Source organism: Candidatus Cardinium sp. TP, from assembly GCF_025215055.1.
Taxonomy (GTDB): Bacteria; Bacteroidota; Bacteroidia; order Cytophagales; family Amoebophilaceae; genus Cardinium.
This window is the reverse complement of record NZ_JANAVR010000011.1, coordinates 1-25,995: the sequence shown is the minus strand read 5'-3', so window position 1 is coordinate 25,995 and position 25,995 is coordinate 1. Positions and strand designations below refer to the sequence as shown.

The 25,995-nt window shown below is 40.3% G+C and carries 27 protein-coding genes and 1 tRNA gene; 10 read left to right on the top strand and 18 right to left on the bottom strand.

The features are described from left to right. The first annotated feature begins 322 nt into the window (after nucleotides 1-322). Nucleotides 323-499: a hypothetical protein gene (locus NLX65_RS02505; protein WP_260536856.1), complete on the top strand. Its 177-nt coding sequence runs from the start codon at nucleotides 323-325 to the stop codon at nucleotides 497-499. Nucleotides 500-1,087: 588 nt separating this feature from the next. On the opposite strand, the gene NLX65_RS02500 is transcribed toward NLX65_RS02505, so the two are convergent. After that, nucleotides 1,088-1,411 carry a helix-turn-helix domain-containing protein gene (locus NLX65_RS02500; protein ID WP_260536853.1) on the bottom strand — a complete coding sequence of 108 codons (324 nt, stop codon included), beginning with the start codon at nucleotides 1,409-1,411 and terminating at the stop codon, nucleotides 1,088-1,090. A gap of 279 nt (nucleotides 1,412-1,690) precedes the next feature. Further along, a complete protein-coding gene (locus tag NLX65_RS02495) occupies nucleotides 1,691-1,921 on the bottom strand; it encodes a hypothetical protein (protein WP_260536851.1) in 231 nt (76 codons plus the stop codon). 234 nt (nucleotides 1,922-2,155) lie between these two features. On the opposite strand from NLX65_RS02495, the gene NLX65_RS02490 reads away from it, so the two are divergent. The 9 genes from NLX65_RS02490 (at nucleotide 2,156) to NLX65_RS02450 (ending at nucleotide 9,316) form a co-directional block, all read left to right on the top strand. Further along, nucleotides 2,156-2,956 (top strand): LolA family protein, encoded by an 801-nt coding sequence (locus tag NLX65_RS02490; protein ID WP_260536850.1) that lies wholly within the window; start codon nucleotides 2,156-2,158, stop codon nucleotides 2,954-2,956. 91 nt (nucleotides 2,957-3,047) lie between these two features. Further along, complete coding sequence (frr, locus tag NLX65_RS02485; protein WP_260536848.1) at nucleotides 3,048-3,608, top strand: ribosome recycling factor; 561 nt, start codon at nucleotides 3,048-3,050, stop codon at nucleotides 3,606-3,608. Nucleotides 3,609-3,688: 80 nt separating this feature from the next. After that, nucleotides 3,689-4,435, top strand: coding sequence for a Fe-S cluster assembly ATPase SufC (gene sufC, locus NLX65_RS02480; RefSeq protein WP_260536847.1), 747 nt, complete (start codon nucleotides 3,689-3,691; stop codon nucleotides 4,433-4,435). 2 nt (nucleotides 4,436-4,437) lie between these two features. Next, nucleotides 4,438-5,691 carry a SufB/SufD family protein gene (locus NLX65_RS02475; protein WP_260536845.1) on the top strand — a complete coding sequence of 418 codons (1,254 nt, stop codon included), beginning with the start codon at nucleotides 4,438-4,440 and terminating at the stop codon, nucleotides 5,689-5,691. 35 nt (nucleotides 5,692-5,726) lie between these two features. Beyond that, nucleotides 5,727-6,950: an aminotransferase class V-fold PLP-dependent enzyme gene (locus tag NLX65_RS02470; RefSeq protein WP_260536842.1), complete on the top strand. Its 1,224-nt coding sequence runs from the start codon at nucleotides 5,727-5,729 to the stop codon at nucleotides 6,948-6,950. 1 nt (nucleotide 6,951) lies between these two features. Continuing rightward, the gene (locus NLX65_RS02465; protein ID WP_260536839.1) at nucleotides 6,952-7,389 is read left to right on the top strand and encodes a SufE family protein; all 438 of its coding nucleotides are present in this window, start codon (nucleotides 6,952-6,954) and stop codon (nucleotides 7,387-7,389) included. Nucleotides 7,390-7,502: 113 nt separating this feature from the next. Continuing rightward, nucleotides 7,503-8,966, top strand: coding sequence for a replicative DNA helicase (dnaB, locus tag NLX65_RS02460; RefSeq protein ID WP_260536838.1), 1,464 nt, complete (start codon nucleotides 7,503-7,505; stop codon nucleotides 8,964-8,966). Further along, nucleotides 8,944-9,141, top strand: coding sequence for a hypothetical protein (locus NLX65_RS02455; RefSeq protein ID WP_260536836.1), 198 nt, complete (start codon nucleotides 8,944-8,946; stop codon nucleotides 9,139-9,141). The genes dnaB and NLX65_RS02455 overlap by 23 nt, the downstream gene beginning before the upstream one ends. After that, a complete protein-coding gene (locus NLX65_RS02450) occupies nucleotides 9,101-9,316 on the top strand; it encodes a hypothetical protein (protein ID WP_260536834.1) in 216 nt (71 codons plus the stop codon). The genes NLX65_RS02455 and NLX65_RS02450 overlap by 41 nt, the downstream gene beginning before the upstream one ends. Before the next feature lie 392 nt (nucleotides 9,317-9,708). Here the strand turns inward: NLX65_RS02450 and NLX65_RS02445 are convergent, their stop codons facing one another. From NLX65_RS02445 to NLX65_RS02370, 16 genes are all read right to left on the bottom strand, one after another. Then, nucleotides 9,709-10,026 carry a hypothetical protein gene (locus tag NLX65_RS02445; protein WP_260536831.1) on the bottom strand — a complete coding sequence of 106 codons (318 nt, stop codon included), beginning with the start codon at nucleotides 10,024-10,026 and terminating at the stop codon, nucleotides 9,709-9,711. A gap of 66 nt (nucleotides 10,027-10,092) precedes the next feature. Beyond that, a complete protein-coding gene (locus tag NLX65_RS02440) occupies nucleotides 10,093-10,659 on the bottom strand; it encodes a hypothetical protein (RefSeq protein ID WP_260536829.1) in 567 nt (188 codons plus the stop codon). A gap of 258 nt (nucleotides 10,660-10,917) precedes the next feature. Continuing rightward, nucleotides 10,918-13,398, bottom strand: a complete 2,481-nt coding sequence (locus NLX65_RS02435; protein ID WP_260536826.1) for a bifunctional UDP-N-acetylmuramoyl-tripeptide:D-alanyl-D-alanine ligase/alanine racemase — start codon at nucleotides 13,396-13,398, stop codon at nucleotides 10,918-10,920. Nucleotides 13,399-13,695: 297 nt separating this feature from the next. After that, a tRNA-Lys gene (locus NLX65_RS02430) sits at nucleotides 13,696-13,768 on the bottom strand. A gap of 67 nt (nucleotides 13,769-13,835) precedes the next feature. Then, the gene (gene prfA, locus NLX65_RS02425) at nucleotides 13,836-14,915 is read right to left on the bottom strand and encodes a peptide chain release factor 1 (RefSeq protein ID WP_260536862.1); all 1,080 of its coding nucleotides are present in this window, start codon (nucleotides 14,913-14,915) and stop codon (nucleotides 13,836-13,838) included. Between the two features lie 367 nt (nucleotides 14,916-15,282). Beyond that, entirely contained in the window at nucleotides 15,283-15,627 is a 345-nt protein-coding gene (rplT, locus tag NLX65_RS02420) for a 50S ribosomal protein L20 (RefSeq protein WP_260536823.1), read from the bottom strand. Between the two features lie 126 nt (nucleotides 15,628-15,753). Continuing rightward, nucleotides 15,754-15,954 carry a 50S ribosomal protein L35 gene (gene rpmI / locus NLX65_RS02415; protein ID WP_260536820.1) on the bottom strand — a complete coding sequence of 67 codons (201 nt, stop codon included), beginning with the start codon at nucleotides 15,952-15,954 and terminating at the stop codon, nucleotides 15,754-15,756. Between the two features lie 490 nt (nucleotides 15,955-16,444). Then, entirely contained in the window at nucleotides 16,445-16,972 is a 528-nt protein-coding gene (infC, locus tag NLX65_RS02410; protein ID WP_260536817.1) for a translation initiation factor IF-3, read from the bottom strand. 136 nt (nucleotides 16,973-17,108) lie between these two features. Continuing rightward, nucleotides 17,109-18,290 carry a prolipoprotein diacylglyceryl transferase gene (locus NLX65_RS02405; protein ID WP_260536814.1) on the bottom strand — a complete coding sequence of 394 codons (1,182 nt, stop codon included), beginning with the start codon at nucleotides 18,288-18,290 and terminating at the stop codon, nucleotides 17,109-17,111. 205 nt (nucleotides 18,291-18,495) lie between these two features. Beyond that, complete coding sequence (locus NLX65_RS02400) at nucleotides 18,496-19,983, bottom strand: leucyl aminopeptidase (RefSeq protein ID WP_260536811.1); 1,488 nt, start codon at nucleotides 19,981-19,983, stop codon at nucleotides 18,496-18,498. A 210-nt stretch (nucleotides 19,984-20,193) separates the two neighbouring features. Continuing rightward, entirely contained in the window at nucleotides 20,194-20,613 is a 420-nt protein-coding gene (locus NLX65_RS02395; protein WP_260536809.1) for a single-stranded DNA-binding protein, read from the bottom strand. A gap of 126 nt (nucleotides 20,614-20,739) precedes the next feature. Further along, nucleotides 20,740-22,122 carry a D-alanine--D-alanine ligase family protein gene (locus NLX65_RS02390; protein ID WP_260536806.1) on the bottom strand — a complete coding sequence of 461 codons (1,383 nt, stop codon included), beginning with the start codon at nucleotides 22,120-22,122 and terminating at the stop codon, nucleotides 20,740-20,742. 10 nt (nucleotides 22,123-22,132) lie between these two features. Then, nucleotides 22,133-23,398 (bottom strand): ATP-dependent Clp protease ATP-binding subunit ClpX, encoded by a 1,266-nt coding sequence (gene clpX / locus NLX65_RS02385; RefSeq protein ID WP_260536804.1) that lies wholly within the window; start codon nucleotides 23,396-23,398, stop codon nucleotides 22,133-22,135. 10 nt (nucleotides 23,399-23,408) lie between these two features. Next, nucleotides 23,409-24,086: a ClpP family protease gene (locus NLX65_RS02380; protein WP_260536859.1), complete on the bottom strand. Its 678-nt coding sequence runs from the start codon at nucleotides 24,084-24,086 to the stop codon at nucleotides 23,409-23,411. A gap of 147 nt (nucleotides 24,087-24,233) precedes the next feature. Beyond that, entirely contained in the window at nucleotides 24,234-25,175 is a 942-nt protein-coding gene (miaA, locus tag NLX65_RS02375) for a tRNA (adenosine(37)-N6)-dimethylallyltransferase MiaA (protein WP_260536802.1), read from the bottom strand. Nucleotides 25,176-25,243: 68 nt separating this feature from the next. After that, nucleotides 25,244-25,729 (bottom strand): hypothetical protein, encoded by a 486-nt coding sequence (locus tag NLX65_RS02370; RefSeq protein WP_260536799.1) that lies wholly within the window; start codon nucleotides 25,727-25,729, stop codon nucleotides 25,244-25,246. Between the last annotated feature and the right edge of the window lie 266 nt (nucleotides 25,730-25,995).

The window sequence follows — 25,995 nt, the reverse complement described above, 5'->3', positions numbered from 1 at the left end:
ATGTTTTAGCTAGTTCCAATAACCCTAATTTAGGCTTGATAATTTTTTGATGTAAGTTCATAGTAGTTAAGATTTATATCATCATAATTTAACAATTGTCAGATTAAATCCTAACTACTACATTTTACTTCTTCAGACATTTGCCCATGTCCATCCTGGATTACCGATTCTAACTTCTTTTTGAAGCCAGATAGCAGCCGAACAGATTCGTGATATATATCCAAGTATTGGCATAGCTTTTCTGAGGATGGCACTTCTGAGTATTTATATGTATATGGGGGGGGAAGTAAAGATTTTTAGCATGGGCCGTATTCCATAGATCATGTCTACGATCAGTTTTAGTACGCTACTTACTTCTTTCTCTTGCTGCTTGGAATCTATCAACTCAGGACCATTACTAGAATTATTCTTAGAGCCCATAGTACCCCCTGGTTTTTTATCACTTAAATCCGCTCCATTAGCCGGCTGGGAAGTTGTAGATCTGTTAGAGCAGATCTGATCGATGTCAGCTATTATAGCTTTTGCTTTTTTACAAACTTTCGTTTCCTCGAATCCGCAGGAACTAGAAACGCAATTTAGGAGCACCAATGTTAACTTAATGCGGTAAATAAAATTTAATTGTTTCTTCATTTGTTCAATAGCTTTATATCAAATATTTTATTTTCCGTATGGCTTATTTTAAAGTCGTAAAATACATTAATCAGATGGGAAGAAAAAAGATTAGGCACAGTTTTTACATTTTTTTACCTTTCCGTTTAAGCATTAAATAATAAACTAATTAGATAAGGAAGGTATCATTGATGTTTTAGAAATGCATGTGTGATACTTCAACAGAAGTGCGACATTTTTCTTTTCCATTTTAGGTATTTTCTCGCCCGTGGTAAAATATGCTCGTTGCTATCCCAGTACATTTGAGTAACATCTGGTTGAATAGCTGTTTGTGGTTCTAGTTCTTTAAATTTTTCCCAAGGAGTTTTGCCTCCTAATGCGGAATGCGGCGGTTTATGATTGTAAAAATATTCCCATTCTGAAAGAAGTTTTGGTAAGTTACTAGAAGCATCTTTAAGATTTAGCAAATGATAAAACTCTACATTGTTGATTCCGACAGTTTAATATTATTATTGCGTAAAAGCTGAATGCTTATGCGTTTAGGACCAAACTTATAGTTTTTACGTAGGTCAATAATAAGTTTTTCAATATCAGGAGTTACCTTTAGCTTACTAAGCTTATTAGGTTTTTGCGTTTTATCCTGTAGCCCTGCTAGACCGCCTAGTGTATACCTTTTTAACCAACGATAAAGAGTTGATCTAGGAATACTACAACGCCTAGCTGCCTTGCTTATAGAGCCAAACCTTTCATAAGCTTGTATCCAAGTCTTACGTGCATTAACCTTACGAGTTTTATTGTGCATTACGCTATTATGTGGGGTTATGGATAAGTTTAACAACTTAACCACAATCCCACATAAGCTACTATAATTTTATATTTTTATAAAGTGTTTTTTGTAGCGTTTCTGTTGAAAATTCACAACTAAACCAGTGTAGTCATTGTTCGTAGTGTTGTCCATCTCTATAAACATTTAAGGGTTAACTAGTTAATTTATAACTTTTATCGCCTTGAAACAGTTTATAGAACACTTCCATAGATTTAGCGATTTCCAGATTTTTTTCTTCTTTCCCCTTTTGTTCCCCTAACTGGATCCTTTTTTTTCTAATTTTTCTGCTACTGACATAGCAATTTGGTTTAATCTAGGGTTAGATTTTTTTATAGTTTCAAGTAAATTTAGATGATCATCTACCTTAAGCATATACAAAAAAGCTTCATTAGCATAGCTAGTATAGTCTTTTTCTAAAAGATCTATAATTAAACTTATATGATCAATCTTGATTAAGAAAAAAGTAAGAGTAAAAATGCCTTGCACTGGATGGTCTATCTACTCGCCTTTAAGGCTCTTAAAAAATTTCAATAACTTAAGGTTTCCAATTAACTTTATAGACATTATTTTGGTATATACGCTATCTTTATTATTTAGATGGTGTCTTGATGGTACATCTTCCTAAAAAGCGCGCAGGATCGTATAAAAATAGTATAATGGTATGGGCATGGTTGAGATGCCTCCTTTTTGCTTATACTTGCTAATAAATATGTTGTATGAATGGTTATGCTAATTGCTAAGTGCTCGCATTTGCTAGGGATATTGTTTAGGTCGTTGGTATGGTTGGTGGTGCCCATTGCCCATCTCTTTGCAGAAAAAGTAGAAAAAACCACAAAAGTAGAAAAAACAAAAAAAAACCAAAAAATAGACGAAGTAAAACAAGCAGCAAAAGAAGAAAAAGTAGAAAAGGCACTTGAAATTCTAGAGCGAACCTCCGCCTATTACCAAGAACTAGAGAACTTTAGTGCGACTTATCGTGTAACAATTAAATATCCAGAAGAGGATATGGTGCGGTATGATAAAATGCATATCACTGCTCGAGGACAACAATATAGGCTATCCTATGACCAAAAAGAGACAATAACCGATGGGGAAACCGTTTGGGTATATGATAAAGCGCTCAAAGAAGTGACCATTAGCGAATATGACAAAACAGGTTCCGATTTGAATTTTGCTGAGCTATATAATCTCTATCAACAAGGGTATCGATCGGTTTATATAGGGGAACGTATAGTGCACAAAACCAAAAATATAATACGCGATGTTGTTCAGTTAACGCCTGATCATGAGGATAGCAGTTTTAAAAGCATTACCCTGGAGGTGGACCGTGCTACCGCACAAATTCATAGCTGGGAAGTAGTACAAAACGAAGAAACAAGGTATATTTGTACAGTTTGTAAATTTGCTGTCAATATTCCCCTGTCGGATACCTATTTTACATTTGATGTAGAGGCGCATGGCGACTTAGAGGTTATAGATCTACGGGAAAGTGAAGAAGAGATGGATGTAGATGAAGGGTAGATGATCCGTTTGTTGCGCCTATTCAAGTTAAGGGCTCGTGGCAGGTTGATGGGATTAAACACTAGCCTTCTTTCGAAATAATTTACCATTTATGGAAGTCATTCAACAACATTTAAATGAAGCTGAGCATAGTATGGATAAGGCGTATAGCCATGCACAAGAAGCTTTTGCAAAGGTTAATGCGGGACGTGCACTCCCTACCATGTTGCACCATTTGATGGTGGTCTATTATGGGAATCCTACGCCACTCCATCAAGTAGCTGCTATTACTACTGCTGATGCACGTACTTTGGCCGTGCAACCATGGGAACAAAATACCATTCCCCATATCGAAAAAGCGATTGCGGAAAGTCAGTTGGGGTTTTCAACTAGAAATGATGGGCGTACGGTTGTGGTTACCCTGCCGCCTCCCTCTGAAGAAAGACGCAAGAATTTGGTAAAACTTATTAAAAATGAAGCAGAAAAAGCTAGAGTGGTGATTCGAAATATTCGTCGCGACTATAAAGAAATGGTCAAGGCAACGCAAAAAGAGGGTATACCAGAAGAGGCCATCAAGCGGGCAGAAAAGAAATTACAAGAGCTGACAGATGGCTATATTGATAAAATCAACCATCTTTTAAACTTAAAGGAGGCAGATGTGATGGCTGTATAGTCCGTTTGCTACGTGGTAGCTTGCAAGTAACCCAATGCAACCACCATCCGATTTATTTTACACTAACCAGACAATAGATAATGCTCACGATAGCTGATTTACATGTAAGCGTAGGTGATAAAAATGTGCTGAAGGGCATTAACCTTCAAGTAAACGTAGGTGAGGTACATGCCATTATGGGGCCCAATGGCGCAGGAAAAAGCAGCTTAGCAGCTGTTTTAGCTGGTAAAGCTGGCTATGAAGTGACCAAAGGGCGTATCTTGTTCCATGGTCAGCATCTATTGCAGCTAGCGCCAGAGGCTAGAGCGGCACTTGGTCTTTTTTTAGCCTTTCAATATCCAGTTGAAATCCCAGGCGTATCGACCACTAATTTTTTGAAAACAGCGCTCAACCAGATCAGAAAACAGAGGGACTTGCCCCCTTTGGATGCCGTTGCGTTTTTGGAACGTCTAAAAGAAAAACGCGAGTTGTTGCACATGGATCATGCCTTGGTACAGCGTTCACTCAATGAAGGCTTTTCAGGCGGCGAAAAAAAAAGAAATGAAATGTTGCAAATGGCGCTCTTAGATCCTTCTTTGGCCATTTTGGATGAGACGGATTCTGGTTTGGATATTGATGCCTTAACAGTTGTATCACAAGCCATCAATCAGTTGCGTCGGGCAACCAATGCGATGGTGTTGATTACCCATTACCAAAGGCTATTGGATCATGTGGTGCCAGATGTGGTGCATATTCTCTATGATGGGAAAATTATACAATCCGGCGATGCGACACTGGCTAAGCGGTTGGAAAAAGAGGGGTATGCGTGGATTACACAACTGCATTGATGATGGAATTTACAAATTGGTTGGCAGAGGCTTTTAAGACCTTTTCTGTTACAGATTCTTTCTATACAGAACGCTTATGGGCATTTAATAAATTGAACCAGCCTGCTTTTATAGCGGGCCAAAAAGAAGACTATAGCAACCTGCGTGCCCTCCTTTCCTTATTGACGCGTCAACCCTACCATGCTACACAACCCATGCAGCATACGCTACCGATAGAAATGGGTGGATATACTACCATTACCTTGACTTTTATCAATGGCATATGGTTGCCATCTGATAATGGCCATCAGGGTATTCGGTTGCGTAAGGTAGCAGATCTATCCCTGCTGGAACAAAAAGAGGTATTGGCCACTTATATGGCTGATACCGAAGCCAGCGATGATCTTTTTGTGCTATTGAATAGGTTATTGGCGCAAGAAAGCTATCTGCTGGAAGTTGCAGAAGGCAGCCACCAAGTGATTGCCTTACAACATGTGCTTACTGATGTTGGGAGCCATATCGTTCCTCAGCTGCTGGTTAAGCTAGGCAAGGCTAGCCAAGTAACCATAATAGAGCAGTGGCATAGTGGCCCAGTGCAACCTTTTGTTAACCATTTTACCCATGTTCTTCTAGGAGAAGCGGCGCATTTGTCTTACTACACCTTGTATATGGATGCATCATCGTGCAGCCAAGTCAATACCCTGTATTGCAACCAAATCGACCATAGTACCTTTACCCACCATACTTTTGCCTTTGGAGGAGCTATGTTGCGCATGCATATTAGGTCGCAAATCAATGGAAGTCACGCCCATGCTGGTCTATATGGGCTCTCTACCCTTGCTGCAACAGAACAAGTAACGCAGCAGATCCAAGTGGTCCATAGTGCACCCCATAGCCTCAGCAAACAACATTACAAATCCATCTTAGGCGGTCAGTCAACCGGTCGTTTTAGCGGTAAAATTTACCTCACACCTGCCGCACAACAAACCAATGCCTATCAAACCAATAATGCGTTGCTTTTATCTGATGCGGCCCATCATTATGCCAAACCACAGCTGGAAATTTATGCAGATGATGTTAAATGTTCCCATGGTGCAACAACGGGCCAGTTGGATGAAGCACAACTGTTCTACTTACAAACACGTGGCATAGCTGCTCCTTTAGCCAAAAGATTGTTATTAGAAGCTTTTGGTAGCGAAATAATTGACGCTGTGGAGCCAGCCACCCTACAAGCCTATTTATACGATCAGCTCTTAGCAAAGCTTGTCAAATTGTAGTATCTTCGGCTTATTAACCTAGTCAATCGCTACTGATGTTTGCTACGCGTCCTTTAGATGTAAGCCAGATTAGGGCTTTGTTCCCTATTCTAAATCAACAAGTTTATAATAAACCCTTGGTCTATTTGGACAATGCTGCTACCGTCCATAAGCCGTTTGCCGTTATAGATAGTGCCACCCATTTTTACCAGCAGGATAATGCCAATATTCATCGTGGGGTACATGCCTTATCGGCTCGTTCTACGACCGCTTTGGAGCAGACCCGTTTGGCGGTACAGAAATTTATAGGTGCCCCTGAGGTAGAGAATATTGTTTTTACTTCAGGTACTACAGCAAGTATTAACTTAATTGCGGCTACATATGGAGCGATGGTAATAGGGGAAGGGGATGAAGTAGTTATTTCTGCAATGGAGCATCACGCCAACCTTATTCCTTGGCAACGGCTTTGTAAGGAGCGCAAAGCCATTTTAAGGGTGATACCCATAGATGATACAGGGCAATTGACCCATTTTCCCTGTACAGACCGGACTAAGATCGTTGCCTTAACTTATGTCTCTAATACATTGGGTACCATTAATCCCATTCAAACCATTATAGACCAAGCCCATGAAAAGGGTGCCATAGTGGTCATTGATGGGGCACAAGCAGTAGCCCATATGCCAATTAACGTCACCGATTTAGATTGTGACTTTTTTGTCTTTTCAGCCCATAAAATGTATGGGCTTACTGGGTTGGGTATTTTATATGGTAAAAAAAAATGGTTAGAAGCGATGCCGCCCTATCAAACCGGTGGGGGAATGGTTAAGCACGTTACTTTAACCGATACCATCTATCATGATCCGCCCTATAAATTTGAAGCAGGCACCCCCCCATTGGCTGCCATTATCTCTTTTTCAGAAGCGCTCAATTTTATGGGTAAGGTGGGCTATGCCCGCCTAGCTTCTCATGAAACAAGCTTGTTGGCCTATGCCTTGGCTGGCTTGGCCCGTATGCCCGAGGTACAGTTGGTGGGTACTGCTACCCATAAAGTAGCTATTATTGCTTTTAATCTTACCAATATGCACCACTTAGATGTAGGTCTATGGTTAGATGCAAAAGGCATTGCTGTGCGTACAGGCCATTGTTGCACCCAGCCCCTTATGGATAGACTGGGCATAGAAGGTGTGGTGCGTGTTTCTTTTGCGGTTTACAATACCATTGAAGAAATAGATCTATTTTTAGAGGCATTACAAGAGATTATTCATAAAGGAAATCGTTGATATGGTACAAATAGCATGTAAAACGGTTGATCAACACCAAGACGAAATCATAGATGCCTTTGCCACCTTAATGGGTGATAGAGTCGCTATGTTGGATTATCTTATTGATTTAGGCGATACCTTAGTCCCTATGGATCCTGTATATAAGACAGATGATTACTTGGTGCAAGGCTGCCTTTCTAAAGTATGGGTCGTGGATCAATTGGTACGGGACCAACTGTTTTTCCAAGCCGATAGCAATACAGCTATTACAAAAGGGCTGATTAGTTTGTTGTTGAAGGTACTTTCTGGCCAATCTGTGCAGGCTATTGTAGCAGCGGAGCTCTACTTTATAGAAGCGATTGGTATCCGTTCGTTGGTCGGGTTTCAGCGTGCCAGTGGTTTGGTACATATGATTAAAACCCTGAAAATAAGAAGTTTATCTAAATTTAGTATATAAGAAGTGGCGTGCGCAACGTATGGTATGGCCCTGCCCATGACCCGTATTGTTGCCAAAGAAGTCTAATCTGTCATGCCTGATCTTAGGCCATTTTAAGTAGTATGAAAACCTATATGAACAATTCGGAACCAGCTCATCTCCCGGATACGCTTGCAGTAAATGCAAAGTATCCCCCACATGCCTTAGATCTAGAAGAGGGTGTTTTGGGTGCATTGATGTTAGAGAAAGAAGCCTTAGTCAGTGTCATCGACCTCTTACGGCCTGAAAGCTTTTATAAAGAGTCCCATCAGGAGATCTATCGTGCCATTGTGCGGCTGTTTAATGATTCCGAGCCCATAGATATGCTTACGGTAGTCAATCAGTTGCGTAAAGATGGTAAATTGGCTACGGTAGGCGGAAGCTATTATGTTAGCTATCTAACGACGCGTATTAGCTCTTCGGCTAATATTGAATTTCATGCCAGGGCTATTTTAGAATATGCCATGCGCAGGAAGTTAATAGAAATTTCCTCTATGGTTCAGAAGCATGCTTATGATCCTACCATGGATATTTTCAATACGTTAGACCGTACCGAACAAGCACTATTTGAAGTTTCTGATGGCAATGTGCGCAAGCGTTATTTAGAGATGCGTTCTTTATTGGTAGAAGCCTTTGATAATTTATCCAATCGTCGTACCCGCACCAATGGCCTCACCGGTATTCCCAGTGGATTTACTGCTTTAGACCGTATTACCTCTGGTTGGCAAAAATTTGATTTGATTATTATTGCCGCTAGACCTGGTATGGGTAAAACCGCTTTTGTACTCTCTGCTTTGCGCAATGCAGCGATAGATTATAAGACCCCTGTAGCTATTTTTTCCTTAGAGATGGGGGCATTGCAGTTGGTCAATCGATTGATATCAGCTGAAGCGGAGTTAGCGGGTGAGAAAATAAAGCAAGGTAAGCTTATGGACCATGAGTGGGAACAATTGCTGCATAAGACAGCTGAACTCTCCAATGCACCGATTTATGTAGATGATACACCTGCACTCTCTGTTTTTGAGTTGCGCACTAAGTGTAGAAGGCTCAAGGCCAAGCATGATATTCAACTGGTGGTTATTGACTACTTACAACTGATGTCAGGTGATCAAAATAGAGGAGGCGGCAATCGTGAACAAGAGATTGCTTCAATTTCACGTGCGCTTAAAAGTATTGCTAAAGAGTTGGATATTGCAGTAGTAGCCCTTTCACAGTTAAGCAGAGCGGTAGAAACACGTGGAGGGAGTAAGCGTCCCCAGTTATCTGATTTACGTGAGTCTGGTTCTATTGAACAGGATGCCGACCTGGTTTTATTCTTATATAGACCAGAATATTATGGCTTAACCGAGGATGAGTCGGGTAACCCTACACAAGGGCTTGCAGAGGTTATTGTGGCCAAACATCGGAATGGCGCATTAGATCAGGTTCATTTGCAATTTATGGGCCGATATATGAAATTTATGGATGTCGATATGCCTCCTGCTGCGGTGCAACCGGAGCAGTTTGTCATTCATTCGAGTAAAGCCAATACATTAAATGATTCATTGGAATTGTTTTAAAGAAGGGGATGTTGTGGTTATGGGTACAGATGCCCTATGGGATCATTTATATCCGGAAAAAATTATTGAAAAGATAAATTTGGATCTTTCTGCAGAAGAAAACGCAAACAATTTAGTAGAAGCAGTATTCAAAATTGAGCCAAGATCCGAATGTAGAGATCCCTTATCGAGATAAAGCAGTCGATGATGACCCGTGTGTTCAGCCTAAAGGAGGTAAGCCAGACGATATAACTGTTATTGTCGTTATGTATGGTAATGCTTCCGATAAAAAATTTAGCGGCAGTAAAATTAATACAAATATTTGCTTTCCAGCGAGAAAAATAGAAACCGCCCACTGCGTGGGCTTTTAATGAACTGTTTTTCTAATCCGCTGCACAACTGTTCGTTTAAAGATTATAAGTTTACTGAAGCGCCAATTTTTTTATCGGCAGCCAAAAGCGCTTTAAATGGACACAATGGAAACAAACGCCCATTAAAATGATCGGTATCTTTCGTTCAAGTCACTGGTTTTTGCGTTAAAAGAACACCGCCCCTGTAAAAAGTAGCGGTGTAGAAAGTGTCATCTTACAGATGATTAGGAAAAACAGTTTCCTTTAAAGCCCCCAAAGGGGGCGCTTCCTGTTTTTCCATCTGTAAGATGACACTTTCAGCGACTTTTTACCGAGGGCTTGATTTTATCCCACTTTTTTATCAAGAAAAAAGTGGGATAAAATGCATTATTAACCAGTATCGTGAACAGATACTAGGTAAATGGTAGGTTACCTGCTGTGCGTTGTGCTGTATGCAGGAATGCATTACAACCATTCAGCATGGTTTGAATGGCTGGTGTGAATTGGTCAAAATATTTAGCAAAATGGCGATAAGCCTTGCTAGCGTTTTTGGCAGCCTCTCTGGCCTCTATCGTATAATCCAATGGCTGTTGAAGTTCTGGAAGTGAACAACCATCTGTAAGAATAGGTGCCCATACATGTTGAACCTTGTGGTTCATTCTATTCGCTTTATCAAACGTATCATACGCGTTATTACGCAACTGTTCAAACGGATCTGCATTAAAAAACACGTCATTAACCTCATGGTATTGGCTATCGATGGCATCAATAGTAGCATGCGCATAGATGAGTATGGATTACAGGGTATCCATCATATGGTCACTAGGCATCTGATAGGCAGGTGTAGCATCCTCATGGTTGAGCACAAAGCTAGCAATATGCCTACTATAATTTTTACTTATAGTAGGCATAGATTGCTGTAATCTGGTGTGCACATACTGCACCAGATCGTCTCTATCAAGTATAACCGTAGCATCGTGGATAATAGATTGAGCAATATATACAATATTGCCCTTAGTGACAAGCAGAGGATACTCTAAAGCAAGCTTCATAACAAGCGCATGTTCACATAGCTTATAAGCATGTTCCTTTAGCTTAGGCATAATACCTTCTACTTCTACCTTGCCAATAGCAGTTGGCTGGTGATGATGAACATAGAGTCTTTCTCTTTTTTTTTGAATAGAGGTATACTGATCGTAATAAAAAGGTAGTTTATATGTTTTTGATTGAAAACGGGCTTCTATCCCTGTAATATTACGATTCGCACAGCGTGCCGTTTGATCTACTTTTTCAGTAGCATGCCAACCTTGCTTATTTTGGTTGGTATGTGCTTTATCACTGCGCTGCACTCTACTTATAGGCATGCTATTCCTGCATGTATGCAGCAATAAGTAGATCAATGCATAAAGAGATGTACTTAAAAGGAACATAGACTTGTTTGTATAATCCTGTTCTAATGCTATACATCCATCATGATACTTCTCTTGATGCAATAGGGTACATTGCCCTATTTGCTCATAAAAAACCCAACTGTAACCATACTATATATTTTTCAATATAACAAGCTATCTATCTTAGATTTATGGTAATTATAATTTGATGATTATCAGTTAAAAATATAATTAAGTATAATAAATACGTTTTACCCTTTGACTGATTTGGGTGAGTAATTCGTAGGAAATAGTACCTAATCGTTCTGCTAGTGCATCTATGGAGTGTGTGGCATTAAAAATAATCACTTCATCCCCACGTGTTACTGTTATACCTGTTGCATCCACCATAGCCATATCCATGCATACGTTCCCTATAATAGGGCATGTATAACCTTGAATAAAGACCCTACCTTTTCCGCAGCCAAATGATCTACTTAAACCATCTGCATAGCCTATCGGTATGGTAGCAATGGTCATGTCTTGCGTAGCTATCGCTTGGCGGTCATAGCCGATGCTATCCCCTTTTTGAATAGCCTTGACCTGTGAGATGGTGGTTTTAAGTGTACTAGCTGGTAGTAGATGGCTCTGTATGGTTTTGTCAACTCCTACACCATGTAACCCAATGCCTAGCCGTACCATATCAAATTGAAATTGTCGAAAACGTAGGATGCCATTGGTATTTAATATATGTTTTAAAGGCTTTATACCCAGCTGTTTTTCTATATATTGCGTCATCTTTATAAACCGGTCCACTTGTATAAGCGTATAGGGATCGTGCGCATCTGCTTGTGCAGCAGCTAAATGGCTAAAAATACTCACGATATGTAGACCGGGGATTTGTTTGCATTGTGCTATGAGTAGGTCGAGCTCTGTTTCTGCTATACCCAAACGGTGCATGCCCGTTTCTACTTTCAGGTGAATGGGTAGGTGTTGGATCGATCTTTCTGCTATAAAGCAAGCTAATTCATCCAATAATGCTAAGCTGTATATTTCTGGTTCTAAATGGTGGTGTAAGAGGGCATCAAAGTGGTCATTGGTTGGGTTCATTACCATAATTGGTAAGGTGATGCCTTGTTGGCGCAAACAAATGCCTTCATCCATATAGGCCACCCCGAGATAGTCCACCCCATGGCGCTGTAGTAGGGAAGCTAGTTCAAAACTGTTGCTATCACTACCGTAGGTGGAAGCTTTGACCATAGCCATAATTTTGGTAGCTGCATGTAACTGTCTCCTAAAATAGGAGAGATTATGTCTAATCGCATGCATGTCTATTTCTAAAATGGTGCCATGGGTATTTTTTTCTATGGCTTGGACAACCCGTTCTAACCGAAAGGTACGTGCTCCCTTTACTAAGATGGTTTCATCTTTAAAGGATGGCTTTTGCGCTATAAAATCTGCTACGCTAGGCAAAAAAAGCGTTTCTGGTATCGAAAAAAGTGCGCTGTATTGGCTTATCATAGGTCCAATGCCTATCAATCGATGCACTCTATGTTGCGTTAATAAGGTAGCTAGTTCCTCATAGAGTTGGTGATCTGGTGTAGCAGATTGGAGCATGTCCGATAGAATAACTGTTCGTTTGGCAGGGTGTTGTTGCATAAAGTCTAAGGCAAGCCTTAGGCTGACGATATCGTTGGTGTAGGTGTCATCTATAAGTTGGCATCGATTGATACCTGCTTTGAGGGTCATACGCATCGGTATAGCTTTCAGTTGCAGCAGTGAACGCTGCAGTTGTAGGGGGGGAAAGCCATTGTCTAGCAGGTAAACCAGGCAATGGGTGATATTCTCTATCGAAGCATGGTCTCGAAAGGGGATGACAAAGGTATGGCTTTGTGAGGCTGTAGCAATGTCTAATCTGGTTTGGTTAGCTAGCTGGTTAGACGTGACTAGGTAATTTGCTTTTGGGTTATGGAAAGACCAGTTAACCCCTATTCCCCCATATTCCTGCATAAGGGTCTGGTGGACCAGTGGATGGTCTTGGCAGTAGTAAATGGTGCTGCACCCCGCAAACAATTTGAGTTTTTCTTCCAGCTTTTGCGTGATGTTTTGAAAACCTTGGCTGTGTGCGGGGCCGATATTGGTCAGTAGTCCATGCGTGGGTTGGATCAGTGGTGCTAATTTTTCCATTTCACCGGTTTGTGAAATACCTGCTTCAAAAACACCATATTCATGATTGGGTGTTAATAAGCTGATGGCTAGGGGTACCCCCACTTGAGAATTATAACTATGGGGGCTACTAATGGTTTTGTATTTTCTAGACAACAATTCATGCATCCACTCCTTGACAATTGTTTTTCCATTACTGCCTGTAATACCCAATAGCGGCAAGCGATATTTTGATCGATAAAAAGTAATAAATTGGTGTAATGCCGCTAATGTATGGGGTACGGCTAGCACATTTACATCGTTGTATTTTTCGATCAGTGAGCAGTTATAAGTCTGGTTGACTACAAACTGGCGTATGCCTTTCTGATAGGCTTCTGGTATATAATCATGACCGTTGTGGTTAATACCTGCAATGGCAAAAAAAATCGGAAAGGGGGTCAGGGGTTTGCTTCTGCTGTCTATGCTTAATGCTGTTATAGGCAGATTAGTGGTTTCACCAGCCACTCGGCCAGCTGTAACCCTTACTAAGTCATTAAAGTAGGCAAGTGTGTGGTGATGGCGGTGCATGACTAACTGAGTTTGATTGGTTATTAGATCAATAAAATCAGGCCTATTTTAAACCAGTATCGTATGTGTTCAGGCAATGGCGTCAACTTAAGGAATATTTGTATTGATTGTCAGATAAAAGTATCTATGCATCTATTCTTGCCATTGGTTAATAATCGATTTTATCCCAATTTTTTCTTGATAAGAAAGTGAGTAAAAAACGAGTAACTTGAACAGATACGAAAATAGATACAATAGAGGGAAGCACAAGGCAAAATAGCTACCAGCCCACGAAAGTTGGCAACCCTATTAGCAATGTGATCCCGCTGGGACTCGAACCCAGGACCCTCTCCTTAAAAGGGAGATGCTCTACCAGCTGAGCTACGAGATCAACATGAATTGGATAATTGTAAATTTATTCAATTTTTAGTGAAAATAAAAATTATTACTGACTAATGCTACAGGTTGCCCTCTATCCCTGCTTGTAACTTTTCTGCATTATCTGCTATACGTAGTGCTTTGATCATATCCAATATAGCCCCATCTAATATAGCTGCTAAATTATGTTCAGTATAGCCAATGCGATGATCGGTTGCACGGGCCTGGGGAAAGTTATAGGTTCTGATTTTATCTCCTCTGTCGCCTCGTTTGACCATAGACCTGCGTTCTATACCAATTGCTTCTTGCTGTTTTTTTACTTCCATATCATAGAGGCGGGAGCGCAATACTTTTAAGGCTTTTTCATAATTTTTAATTTGCGATTTGCCATCCTGGCAGGATACGACTAGTCCAGTGGGGATATGGGTCAGCCGTACAGCTGAATAGGTCGTGTTGACCGACTGGCCACCTGGACCAGAAGAGCAAAAAGTATCCTTGCGGATATCATTTAAATCCAAGTTGATTTCTACTTCCCCTGCTTCTGGTAATACCACTACACTGGCTGCGGAGGTATGTATACGGCCTTGTGTTTCCGTAGTAGGGACCCGTTGTACACGATGTACACCAGACTCATATTTCATAAGGCCATATACATCTTCACCAGCTATGGTGCAGACCATTTCTTTCCATCCACCAGCCGTACCTTCTATGGTATATACAATGGAAAAATCCCATTTCATTTTTTCTGCAAAACGTTTGTACATGCGAAAAAGGTCTCCAGTAAAAAGGGCGGCTTCGTCCCCGCCAGTACCAGCCCGAATCTCTAACACAATGTTTCTGCTGTCATTGGGGTCACTGGGGGTGAGTGCATCGCGTAATTGTGTTTCTAGATGAGTTTTTTTATCTAAAGCAGAGGATAACTCTTGTTTGGCAATCTCACGGAAGGCTTCTTCTTTTTCCGTATGCAATACCTCTTTGGCTTCTTTTATATTTTCTAATACCAGTTCGTAGTCTTGGTATAAATGGACAATTTTGGATAGCTTTCTGTACTCCTTATTGAGTGCCGCATAAGCCTTCATGTCATTTAAGGCATCGGGTTGATAGATGGCTGCTTCTACCTCATGAAACCGCTCTTTGATCGACTTGAGTTTTTCAATCATATGTTTTTGATCTATCCGCTTAACCGTATGTCCATATATTGTTTCCGTCGTTTTACATTTAGCCTTCTGGTAATATTGCCTAAAGGTAAGAAAAAACGCCCCTTGAAAAAAGTTGCGATTAGGAAGCACAGTTTACCGATGAAAAGAACAACAGCTGCAGTGAAGGCTAAAGGGTGGCCCCGGTTTTCCAGTTGTAAGCTATGCTTGTAGCAAATTTTTTATCAAGGCTTCTTGTATACCACTTTTTGATTAATCAAAAAGTGGTATACAAGAAGCTGACACGATTATCTAAAAAGGTATACAATACCAATCTAAAAGGATGCTGGACAGTAGGTTGCTGCTGAAATGCTAACCAAATAACTTCCTTTTACGCTACTTTTTGTACAATAGCTTCAAATGCGCTTGGATGGTTCATAGCCAGGTCGGCTAGTGCTTTTCTATCTATGTCCATATTGCTTTGCTTAAGTTTGCCCATAAACTGTGCGTAAGCCATGCCATGGAGGCGAGCTGCTGCATTGATGCGTTGTATCCACAATGACCTTATGGTTCTTTTTTTTGTTTTTCGGTCCCTATAAGCATATAAAAGTCCTTTTTCAACTGCATTTTTAGCTACGGTCCAAACATTTTTTCTTTTGCCCCAGTAACCTTTTGCTAATTTTAATACCCGCTTTTTACGTGCTTTTGAAGCGACCGCATGAACTGACCTTGGCATGTTTTCTTCAAATTTATAAGTTGATGGTATACAATAGTTACGCTGGAATGTTGTGCGCCCTGTCTCCTACAAATTCCGCACATAAGCGCATGGTGCAAAGAACTTCATGGCGCAACAAACATAGAGCTAAATGGCGAGCAATTTGCGAATAGTGGGTGCATTGGTTGTATGGACCAATGTACTGTGTGTAAGGTATCTTTTTTGCTTTGTGCTTTTAATGTGCTTTGCCAAGCAATGGTTCTTAAAAGCATGCTTTCGCTTAATCTTGCCTCTACCTGTCACCTGAAATCTTTTTTTTGAACCAGAATGTGTTTTAACTTTTGGCATACGTTATAACGGGTTTAAAGGTTGAATGCACGCAAATGTTTCATAAGTAGCGCTAGTTCAAGTATAATGCTAGAATAAACTTAAATGTAGTAAAAAATCTTCAAATAACAGCAATCGCCATTTAAAGACACCCCTATTTTTTGTATCTGTTCACGCAACGGCGTCAACTTAAGGATCTTTTTTTTGTTGATTTTCAAATAAAAGTATCTATTCGCGCTATTGGTTAATAATGCATTTTATCCGACTTTTTTCTTGATAAAAAAGTGTACAAAAAATCAAGCCCTCGGTAAAAAGTCGCTGAAAGTGCCATCTTACAGATGGAAAAACAGGAAGCGCCCCATTTGGGGGCTTCAAAGGAAACTGTTTTCCCTAATCATCTGTAAAATGCCACTTTCTAAACGGCGACTTTTTACAGGGGCGTTGTTCTTTTAACGCAAAAAACCAGTGACTTGGACAGATACCTAATAAAAACCACTGCGCTGAACAGATACTATTTTTTACCTACTAAGGGCGCTATGGTGAGGCTCATTTTTCTGCCTTCTAGTTTGGGCAATTGCTCTACCCTTCCATAGGCCTCTAATCCTTGTGAAAATCTAAGTAAAATGAGTTCGCCTCTTTCTTTAAACATAATCTCCCTACCTACAAATTTAACACAGACCTTAACTTTAGCGCCTCCTTGTAAAAAGTTAATGGCATGTTTTAACTTAAAATCAAAGTCATGGTCACTTGTATTTGGGCCAAAACGGATTTCCTTTATGACGACTTTTTGGGCATTACTTTTGATCTCCTTGTGTTTTCGTTTTTGCAAGTATTTGAATTTAGCATAATCCATTACCTTACAAACAGGGAAATCACCGCCTTGCGCAATTTCCACTAAGTCCAGTTCTTGCGTTGCGGCAATGGCCAAGGCTTCACGAATGGTGTACACACCGGAAACGACATTATCACCAACCAAACGGACCTCCGATGCAGTGATACGCTTGTTTACATTATGGGTTTCTTTTATTATGTTTTTCAAATGGCCAAATATTGATTATGGTCTGCTATAGGCATCAACTTAACCAGTATGCTGCTGGCTAGAAGCTTAATATACAAATATGTAAATAAATTTTCAATCCATCCAAGCAAAAACCTAGCAGGCCTTTATGGACTATTTATTTTAGATGATCTTTTGACGCTATTTTAGTGGCTGATCGGAGTACTAAAAATAGGCCTACTATAATCCAAGGCACGCTAAGCCACTGCCCCATGTTCAACCACATGTCATCTTCAAATGCTACTTGATTTTCTTTATAGAACTCATAAAAAAAACGGAGGCAGCCAACTGTTACCATAAGGCTGCCAAAGATGCGACCGGGAGCTAACCTTTGGCCTTGTTGGCGCAGCCATACAAACAGTATGATAAAAATTAAAATACAAGAGAAGGACTCATACAATTGTGCGGGATGTCTTGGAATGCCCCAAGTATAGACACTGGCTTTATAGCCTCCATTTTCTTTTTGAAGGGTATAGGATAGAGGGGTACCATACGTTTCATAGATTTTAGGTGATGTGTTAAAATAGGATTCTTGTATTAAATGATCTTTTAAAGATTGCTCTATGAATCTTTTAACCATCTTTTCATCTGTCATAGTCTCTTTAAAAGCAATAGACAATTCAATGGGCTGATAAGGGGCTTTTATCGCTGGGATGTGCGACATAGATGCTTTACGTATGGTTAGACTTTGAATGGTTGAAGCATGCTGTTTACATAGGTGCTCGTGCAATTCCCTAGCGAATACTACGCCATAGTTAGAGCCAGTTGGTTTGCCAATGATTTCAGAATTCATGAAGTTACCTATGCGAATAAATGCACCACCTAAAGCAACGAGCATAGCCAGACGATCCCAGATCCATAAAAATTCCCCAGGGGAGCGACGGTTTTCAAAATAGATGCGGAGAGGGGAAATAGAAAACTTAATCCGTTTTACATATAGAAATACAGCAAGCACCATTCCAACCGCAGCCCCATGACTGGCTAAACCGCTGAAGCCCGTTATTTTAAAGGTAGGGGAGAAGGTAACAGGTAGAAATATTTCTAAGAGGTGGTCTTTGTAATAATTCCATTCATAAAAAATAACATGTCCTAAACGAGCGCCAACCATTATGCTAATTACAATATAGTTTCTTAGTTGCTCAATGGCTTTGTGTTCTTTACCTGCTTTGGCAAACATATAATAGCAAATGGAATAACTTCCCAATACACCAGTAGCAAAGAGCAAGTTATACCAGCGCAGGTTTAAGAAACCTTTGGTGAATATCTCTGGAGATACATCCCATATAATGGTATTTAGCATAAATGTTAGGCTAGATAAATTGAAGATAGATAATGTTGTATAAGATTTATTAAAGCTGCAAAAGCTTTTGTAGCGTACAACAGGGCTGGAGCTACGATACCATTTGACTTTGGATGGCGTTTAATCAAACACCATCCAGTGTGATGGGACAACCTCTATGCATGTGCATGCAAGGTCTACAGGTAGGGCCTTAACGGATAAAAACTCAACTATTGAGGAGCCAGTCCACTAGCAAGCGCACACCGAAACCTGTGGCACCGGCATTATGGTAGGCGCAAGGTTGTTCTTTCCATACGGTACCAGCGATATCTAAGTGTGCCCAAGCTGTTTTTTCAACAAATTGCTTTAAAAATAAAGCAGCAGTAATCGATCCTCCGCCTTTTTTATTTCCTGTGTTGCGCATATCGGCAATAATCGAATCCATACTTTTAAGGTAAGATTCTTCTAATGGCATTTGCCAAATCTTTTCACCCGTTCTTGGAGAAGCAGCCATCAAGCTATTCATCAGCTTTGGATCGGTGCCAAATATTCCAGCTATACGTGTGCCGAGTGCAACGACCATAGCACCTGTTAGGGTAGCTAAATCCACAATTGCATCTACACCGAGCTTTTCTGCATAGACCAGTGCGTCCGCTAGGGTTAGTCTACCTTCGGCATCTGTATTGTCTATCTCAATGGTCTTACCATTAGAAGCCGTTACTACATCACCAGGTTTGGTAGCACTTCCATTAATCATGTTTTCTGTTGCAGCGATAATAAAATGCACCTCTTTATTGGGTTGAATTGCACCAATCGCTTCTGCTGTGCCAAGCACTGCTGCTGCACCAGCCATATCAAATTTCATTAACTCAATCTGTGCATTCCCTGTTTTTAGGTTCAGTCCACCACAATCAAAGGTGACCCCTTTTCCTATGAGGGCAATCTTAGAGGATGGCTGAGCCATTGATTTTGGTTTATAACAGAGGTGAATGAATTTGGGTGGCTCGCTAGAACCTTGTGTAACGGAAAGATAGGCACCCATCCCTAAGCGTGCACAATCCTCTTTTTCTAAAATATTTAATTCCAAGTGATACTTTTGGGCTAATTCAGTGGCAGTTTGGGCCAACATAGAGGGGGTTACATGGTTGGCTGGCGCATTGACCAAATCTCTTGCAAGATTAGCACCTGTTGTAATCTTTTGTGCCAATTGAATGGTAGGGTGGTCCTCTACCACATGGAGTAGATCTATCTTTTTTAGGTAAGTGGTTTTGGTATCTTTTTTGGACTTAAAACGTTCGTCTAAATAAGTAGATAAGAAGATGCCTTCGGCAAAAGCTTTTAAGTAAGTTTTATCATTTAATAGCGCCATAAAATGGATGGCTACCGATGGACTATGCAATTGGGCACATGTCCTATAAACTGTGCTTGCAGCTTGTCGAATGGCTTCTTCATCAATGGCTTCTTGTTTGCCTAGACCCACTAATATCACTTTACCTCTTGTAGGCAAGCAATTGGCTGTAGCAGTTGTTCCCTGTTTGCCTGTAAATTGTGCCTCTTGTATCAAAGGCACCACGACATCGTTGTAAAAAGGCAGACCAGCCAGATGCGTAGTCTCAGGTGTAGTATCATTCTGCTCAAAGATACCAAATGCATAACAACCTTGTGCTACTTGTGCTAATTGGCTGCTCAGAAATTGAAAATCAGGATACTGCATAATAAATAGTCAGTTTAAAATTTTAAGTAAATAGCTTTTTCTTTTTTACCAAGTGCTGCAACAGAGCTGGGTATAAGTAAGATAGGATTAAAGATAAACAATAATAAAGAATAGATAGCCACTTAAAAGCTTAAAAATGGCTATTCCTCTTATTAATCCTTTCTATTGAAGAAGTAGTCTTGCATAGACTATACTTTATATAAAGTTGTGTTATAGGGGCAGCTCGTTTATATCATCGTTTTCGTGTGGCCTATTTTTAGCTGCATAGTTGATTACGTGTACGCTATCATATTTCGTTTTGCTGCCACCCAATAATACCAAATGTTGGCCAACAATTTGTATAACATGCTTTTGTTGTCCATCTTTGTCCGTATAGAACCTATGGTTTAATTTTCCTTCTATGTATACTTGTTTGCCTTTGCTTAAATATTGCGCAGCAATTTCTGCATGGGGTGTCCAAAGTATTACTTCATGCCAATCGGTATGGTTGATTTTTTCTCCTTCTTTTGTTTTATAGGTGTCATGGGTAGCCAAGGTAAGTTGTACCCGCATGCGCCCATTTTCTAAGTGGCGTATTTCTGGATCTTTACCCAGATTGCCCAAAAGAATCACTTTATTAACGCTTGCCATATATCGATTGTGAACGTAAAAATAGTTTGCATCTGCGCTTAAGCTAAGACATTCATACCTACTTTGCAAGTAGGTATGAATGGTTATGGTAGCCGTCTATCGAGAGGCATTAATTTGGGAGGGAAATCATAGGCTAGCTTCTAGCCTTTTGAGCAGGGAACCAGCCATAAGATATCCTTTATCTCTTCTTACCTCAAGGGAGCATTTAATAATAAAGGTAAGCAGTTGCGTGGGGTTGAGGCCAATTTCTGCTGCTTGGTGGAATAAAAAAGAAGCAGGATGCATACCGGCTGTAGTATTGGGGTCATTTAATATGATTTCGTTTTTAGGCGTGATGAATCCATCTATACGAGCATATACCTGACAATCCAGTAGTTGGAAGAGGGCAATAGCCTGTTTACGGATTGCATCCAGTAGAGAGGAAGATAGCGCCATAGGGGTTTGTTTTCGTACAATACCAGGTAGATATTTTGCTCTGTAGTCAAAATGCAGCTTCCCTTTGTGCATCTCGGTTGGGGGGAGTGCAATGGGGTGGTCTTGTTCTGCTTCTAGTACAATACAAGAAAATTCCCGTCCTTCTATAAAAGCTTCTATAATAATGACTGCTTCTGCTTGTGTGCTGATTAATAGAATTGGCTCCCGGTGCTTTTGAAAATAAAGCGTTAGGTAGTCTAGTAATGCATGGGGGGTATAGCAAATTTGGTCTGCTACCAGCAGAGGAAATCCGATCCCCTCGCGTGGATCTATCAGCCTATTGAACCAAGCTTTTTGGTCTGCTGGTGCATGGCTTTTCCAGCTATCATAGCTAATGGTTTCCATAAAGAATGCTTTATGCACAGCTGTTGTAAAGGCATGGGGGTCATGTTGGTGCACAATAGTCACGCCTATCGAGGAACCTTGTCTGCTGCTTTTCACAACGAAAGGGAGGCCAACCGCAGCGATGACTTGGTCTAATAGCTTATTGGTATCCTCTCTGTTGCGCCACTCTTTTTGCCTTAAAAGCATAGAAGGTGGTACTAAAAAACCTGCCTGCTGTAAAAGCTTTTGTTGAAATATTTTATCTATTCCTAGTGCAGCTGGTAATATACCAGACCCTGTATAAGGCATTTGATACCACTCTAATAGCCCTTGAAGGGCTCCATCTTCTCCATAAGGCCCATGCAAGCAGAGAAAAGCGACATCGAAGTATTTAGAAAAATCAGCAGGCTCTATTTTTTTCCCTATCTTTTTTATAAATAGGGCATGACTTTCAGTAGCAGGCAATGATTCTATATATAAAGGGATTCCCTCAAAATTAGCTACAGAAGCAGATGGATAAAATTCCCGAATCGTACCCTGGTAGAGGTATTGTGCGTCGATTAGGATAAAATTGCCCAGACTATCTACAAATATAGGCACTGGGGTAAATAACTTGCGATCTAAGTGGTCATAAACCGTGCGTCCACCTGCAAAAGAAATTTCACGCTCTCTAGATTGCCCACCAAAAAATATTCCTACACTAATGGGCATTGGTAAACAATTAGGCCATTTTTTTTAATCCTCCATCTTGGCTGTTTGTATCTGCTGATCTGAGTAGCTCTAAGCGTGTTCTACTAAGCTGCTCTAGGCTATACTTTTTATCGATAACTAATTTTTGTTGGTCTTTTAAGGATGGAGCGGTGTACATTACTTCTCCCATAATGCTTTCACAAATAGCACGCAATCCCCTAGCCCCTAGTTTGAGTGCTATAGCCTGTTCTGCAATCAAATCAAGGGTTTCTTCTGTAAAGGTTAGCGCAATGCCATCTATGGAAAATAGCTTAATGTATTGTTTAATCAATGCATTTTTAGGTTCTGTAAGAATGTGACGCAAATCAGATTTTGTAAGTGGTTCAAGTCCTTTTATAACCGGAAGCCGACCTACTAATTCGGGAATAAGCCCATACCCTTTTATATCTGATGCAGAAACATATTTTAGCATATCTTTATCCGCTACTTTGGCGTTACGTTTGGCGCAAAATTCAAACCCTATCGTATTAAAGTTGATTCGATTGCTAATGGTTCTAGAGATGCCATCAAAAGCACCCCCACAAATAAATAAGATCTTTTCTGTATTGACTGCCGTGAGCTTCTGGTCTGGGTGCTTTCTGCCACCATGTGGTGGTGCATTCACAATAGAGCCTTCTAATAATTTTAGCAAGGATTGTTGGACCCCTTCTCCACTTACATCACGGGTAATGGATGGGTTGTCCCCTTTGCGCGCAATTTTATCTATTTCATCTATATACACAATCCCCCGCTCAGCTGCCGTAACCTCATAGTTAGCCGCATGTAGCAAGCGACTAATGATGCTCTCCACATCCTCTCCAACGTAACCTGCTTCTGTTAAAACCGTTGCATCTATAATACAAAAAGGTACCTCTAGCATTTGTGCGAGTGTACGGACCAAATAGGTCTTACCTGTACCTGTTTCTCCAACCAACAATATATTCGACTTTTCAATGACTACATCATCTTCTATACTTGCTGAGTGGGCCAGACGCTTATAATGGTTGTAAACAGCAATAGACAATGCTTTTTTAGCTTCTTCTTGTCCAATTACATATTCATCTAAATGGGCTTTAATTTCCTGTGGTCGCAGTAGATTAACCGGTTTGATGTCGTTGATAACGTTATCTTCCTTTTGAAGTTGAATAATCTGTGCAGCTTGCGTCACACATTGGTCACAAATACGTCCTTCTGGGCCAGTTACCATCATACTGACTATCTCACTCGCTTTTTTACAAAAAGAACAATGGGTTTTCATAATTGTATGATTATTTTTTTTTCTCTTTTTCCAGCACAAAATCAATAATTCCATACTCTTTTGCCTCATTTGCACGCATCCAATAGTCCCTGTCTGAATGGCGCTCTACAGAAGCATAGTCTTGACCAGTATGTTTAGATAGAATATTATAAATATCCTTTTTAATTTCAATGATTTGCTGTATAGTAATTTCCATATCCGCAGCGGTTCCTTTGGCACCGCCTAAGGGTTGGTGAATCATAATTCTAGCGTGTGGCAGGGAAGACCGTTTGTTGTGCGCTCCTCCAGCCAATAGTACAGCAGCCATAGACGCAGCAAGACCTGTGCAAATCGTAGCGACATCAGGCGAAATATATTGCATGGTATCATAAATACCTAACCCTGGGTATACAGATCCTCCTGGACTGTTGATATAAAGTAAAATATCTTTCTTGGCATCAACAGACTGTAAAAAGAGCAGCTGCGCAATAATAATGTTGGCAATGTTATCATCTACTTGTGTGCCTAAAAAAATGATTCTGTCCATGATCAGCCTGGAAAAGACGTCCACTTCTCTAAAATGTGCGGGCCGTTGTTCAATGACGGATCGTGTCATATTTTCAATATCTGATACATAGTCATGAAGCTGCAAGCCAGTTGCATAACCATTTTTAACTGCAAATTTTTTAAATTCTTTTTTATCTAACATAAAGTAATGGAGGGTAAATTTTATCTTGGCGCCTATAGTAAGCATTTTTTTGAAAGGTAGTATAAAATAATGTATTCACCAAATGTATATTTTATATTTTACTCAATTTCTGTCCTTCGGTTTTGGTGTTACCATGGAAGCAACAAATTATTGTGTAGTGCCTATAATAGAACGAATATGGGTTTGTATGTTAGGTAGGTCATCAGGTGCAAACCAGGTTATATTTTTATCTTTTTTAAACCAAGTCATTTGTTTTTTTGCATATTGCTTTGTGTTGGTTTTGATATGGTGTATGGCTTCTGTTAAGCTACACTGGTCCTCCATATAGTTGAATAATTCTTTATAGCCCAATGTTTGCAGGGCATTGGTTGTTTTGTAGGGATATAGTTTTTCAACTTCTTGGAGCAATCCTTGTTCCATCATAGCATCCACACGTAGGCTGATCCGTTTGTGCAGCAATGGTTTGTCCTGAGTTAGGCCTATCGTTATCTTATTAAAGGGCCTGGCTGTTTGGGCTTGTTGGTTGCGTAGGGTGGAATAGGGGATGCCTGTACCCAGGCAGACTTCTAATGCCCTGATGACCCTTTTAGGATTGTTAAGATCTACGGTCTCATAATAGATGGGGTCTTTTTCTGCCAGCAGTTGGGTGAGGTAGGGGAGGCCTTTTTCTATTAAAGTAGCATTGAGCGTAGTACGTAGGTTGGGTGGTAGGGGAGGTATTTCCGCTAGCCCTTCACAAAGTGCTTTGAGGTAAAGTCCAGAGCCACCGGTTGCAATCACTACATCCTGATAGGCAAAAAGAGTATGGAGCCTTTCTAAGGCTTCTTTAGCAAATCTACCAGCTGTATAATTTTCTTGAATGGGCAGGAAAGCTAAAAAATGGTGGGGGATGCCCTTCATTTCTGCTGGCGTAGGTTGTGCTGTACCAATTACTAGGTCACGATAAAATTGTCTGGAGTCAGTTGATAGAATCTCTGTTTGAAGCGCTTCCGCTAGTTGAATGGCGCATGCAGTCTTGCCTATAGCCGTTGGACCCACTATAACGATTAAGTGTTTACGTTTGGCTGTGAGGGTGTGGCTGAGACGCATGACTTATATTGTATTGATTACTTTAGTGATTTTCATTTTCTGGTTGTTGTTACGGTATGGCTACTATTTTACGGATGCTCGCTGGCTTCACCTGGCTCTTCATCCTCCTCCTCATTATCCTCCTCCTCATTTTGTTTTGTAGGTACTGGTTCTGTTGAATTTTGATTTGGTTGTTCGGTAGGCATAGATATATGGATGCTATTACCAGATCCAATCGATACGATTCCCTTAGGGTGTGTTGTTTTGATGGTTATAGGTCTTCCGTCAAAGGATAGGTTGTTTTGGTGGCTTGTCATGCTGCTATTTACTACATCCTTTGTGCTTTTTTCGGCCTGGATTGCTCGATCTTTTGTACCTATATCTATTGTATTGTTTGATCCAATGCATACCGCTGCATAGGAGTCAGTTGATAAAATTTCTATAGGTGCATCGCTAGGTTCTGTCTGACTCGTTGGAGGTGGTATGGGTAGCTTGGTATTCTTTTTTTCGCATTTAGATGCTATTAAAATAGCAAAGTAAAAATATATGCTTGATATAAATCTAATGGTACGCATGTGAGTGGTATGGGTTATGCTCTTTCTTTCTTATTTTTTTTTATTCAGTATTGTATCTATTTGGCCTATGAAGTTGTGTATTTTTTGTCCTATTTGACCATCTTTGTCTTTTCTTATATTTTTTAGTTGTTTGTTGATCAAATGTAGTAGTCAAGATTTAATCTGACAGGCAGTAAAAATTTAAGTATTAAAGTTGTCCGTTAAGTTAAATGTGTCAGTTAGGTTGTTAAGATAAGCGATTTGATTATTTTTTTCAAAGACTAATT

Bases quoted from the DNA above. Each gene is read 5' to 3' on its own strand.
- NLX65_RS02505 (WP_260536856.1), top strand. From the start codon at position 323: ATGTCTACGATCAGTTTTAGTACGCTACTTACTTCTTTCTCTTGCTGC.
- NLX65_RS02500 (WP_260536853.1), bottom strand. From the start codon at position 1,411: ATGCACAATAAAACTCGTAAGGTTAATGCACGTAAGACTTGGATACAA.
- NLX65_RS02490 (WP_260536850.1), top strand. From the start codon at position 2,156: ATGGTTATGCTAATTGCTAAGTGCTCGCATTTGCTAGGGATATTGTTT.
- frr (WP_260536848.1), top strand. From the start codon at position 3,048: ATGGAAGTCATTCAACAACATTTAAATGAAGCTGAGCATAGTATGGAT.
- sufC (WP_260536847.1), top strand. From the start codon at position 3,689: ATGCTCACGATAGCTGATTTACATGTAAGCGTAGGTGATAAAAATGTG.
- NLX65_RS02475 (WP_260536845.1), top strand. From the start codon at position 4,438: ATGGAATTTACAAATTGGTTGGCAGAGGCTTTTAAGACCTTTTCTGTT.
- NLX65_RS02470 (WP_260536842.1), top strand. From the start codon at position 5,727: ATGTTTGCTACGCGTCCTTTAGATGTAAGCCAGATTAGGGCTTTGTTC.
- NLX65_RS02465 (WP_260536839.1), top strand. From the start codon at position 6,952: ATGGTACAAATAGCATGTAAAACGGTTGATCAACACCAAGACGAAATC.
- dnaB (WP_260536838.1), top strand. From the start codon at position 7,503: ATGAACAATTCGGAACCAGCTCATCTCCCGGATACGCTTGCAGTAAAT.
- NLX65_RS02455 (WP_260536836.1), top strand. From the start codon at position 8,944: ATGATTCATTGGAATTGTTTTAAAGAAGGGGATGTTGTGGTTATGGGT.
- NLX65_RS02440 (WP_260536829.1), bottom strand. From the start codon at position 10,659: ATGCCTATAAGTAGAGTGCAGCGCAGTGATAAAGCACATACCAACCAA.
- NLX65_RS02435 (WP_260536826.1), bottom strand. From the start codon at position 13,398: ATGCACCGCCATCACCACACACTTGCCTACTTTAATGACTTAGTAAGG.
- prfA (WP_260536862.1), bottom strand. From the start codon at position 14,915: ATGATTGAAAAACTCAAGTCGATCAAAGAGCGGTTTCATGAGGTAGAA.
- rplT (WP_260536823.1), bottom strand. From the start codon at position 15,627: ATGCCAAGGTCAGTTCATGCGGTCGCTTCAAAAGCACGTAAAAAGCGG.
- rpmI (WP_260536820.1), bottom strand. From the start codon at position 15,954: ATGCCAAAAGTTAAAACACATTCTGGTTCAAAAAAAAGATTTCAGGTG.
- NLX65_RS02405 (WP_260536814.1), bottom strand. From the start codon at position 18,290: ATGCTAAATACCATTATATGGGATGTATCTCCAGAGATATTCACCAAA.
- NLX65_RS02400 (WP_260536811.1), bottom strand. From the start codon at position 19,983: ATGCAGTATCCTGATTTTCAATTTCTGAGCAGCCAATTAGCACAAGTA.
- NLX65_RS02395 (WP_260536809.1), bottom strand. From the start codon at position 20,613: ATGGCAAGCGTTAATAAAGTGATTCTTTTGGGCAATCTGGGTAAAGAT.
- NLX65_RS02390 (WP_260536806.1), bottom strand. From the start codon at position 22,122: ATGCCCATTAGTGTAGGAATATTTTTTGGTGGGCAATCTAGAGAGCGT.
- clpX (WP_260536804.1), bottom strand. From the start codon at position 23,398: ATGAAAACCCATTGTTCTTTTTGTAAAAAAGCGAGTGAGATAGTCAGT.
- NLX65_RS02380 (WP_260536859.1), bottom strand. From the start codon at position 24,086: ATGTTAGATAAAAAAGAATTTAAAAAATTTGCAGTTAAAAATGGTTAT.
- miaA (WP_260536802.1), bottom strand. From the start codon at position 25,175: ATGCGTCTCAGCCACACCCTCACAGCCAAACGTAAACACTTAATCGTT.
- NLX65_RS02370 (WP_260536799.1), bottom strand. From the start codon at position 25,729: ATGCGTACCATTAGATTTATATCAAGCATATATTTTTACTTTGCTATT.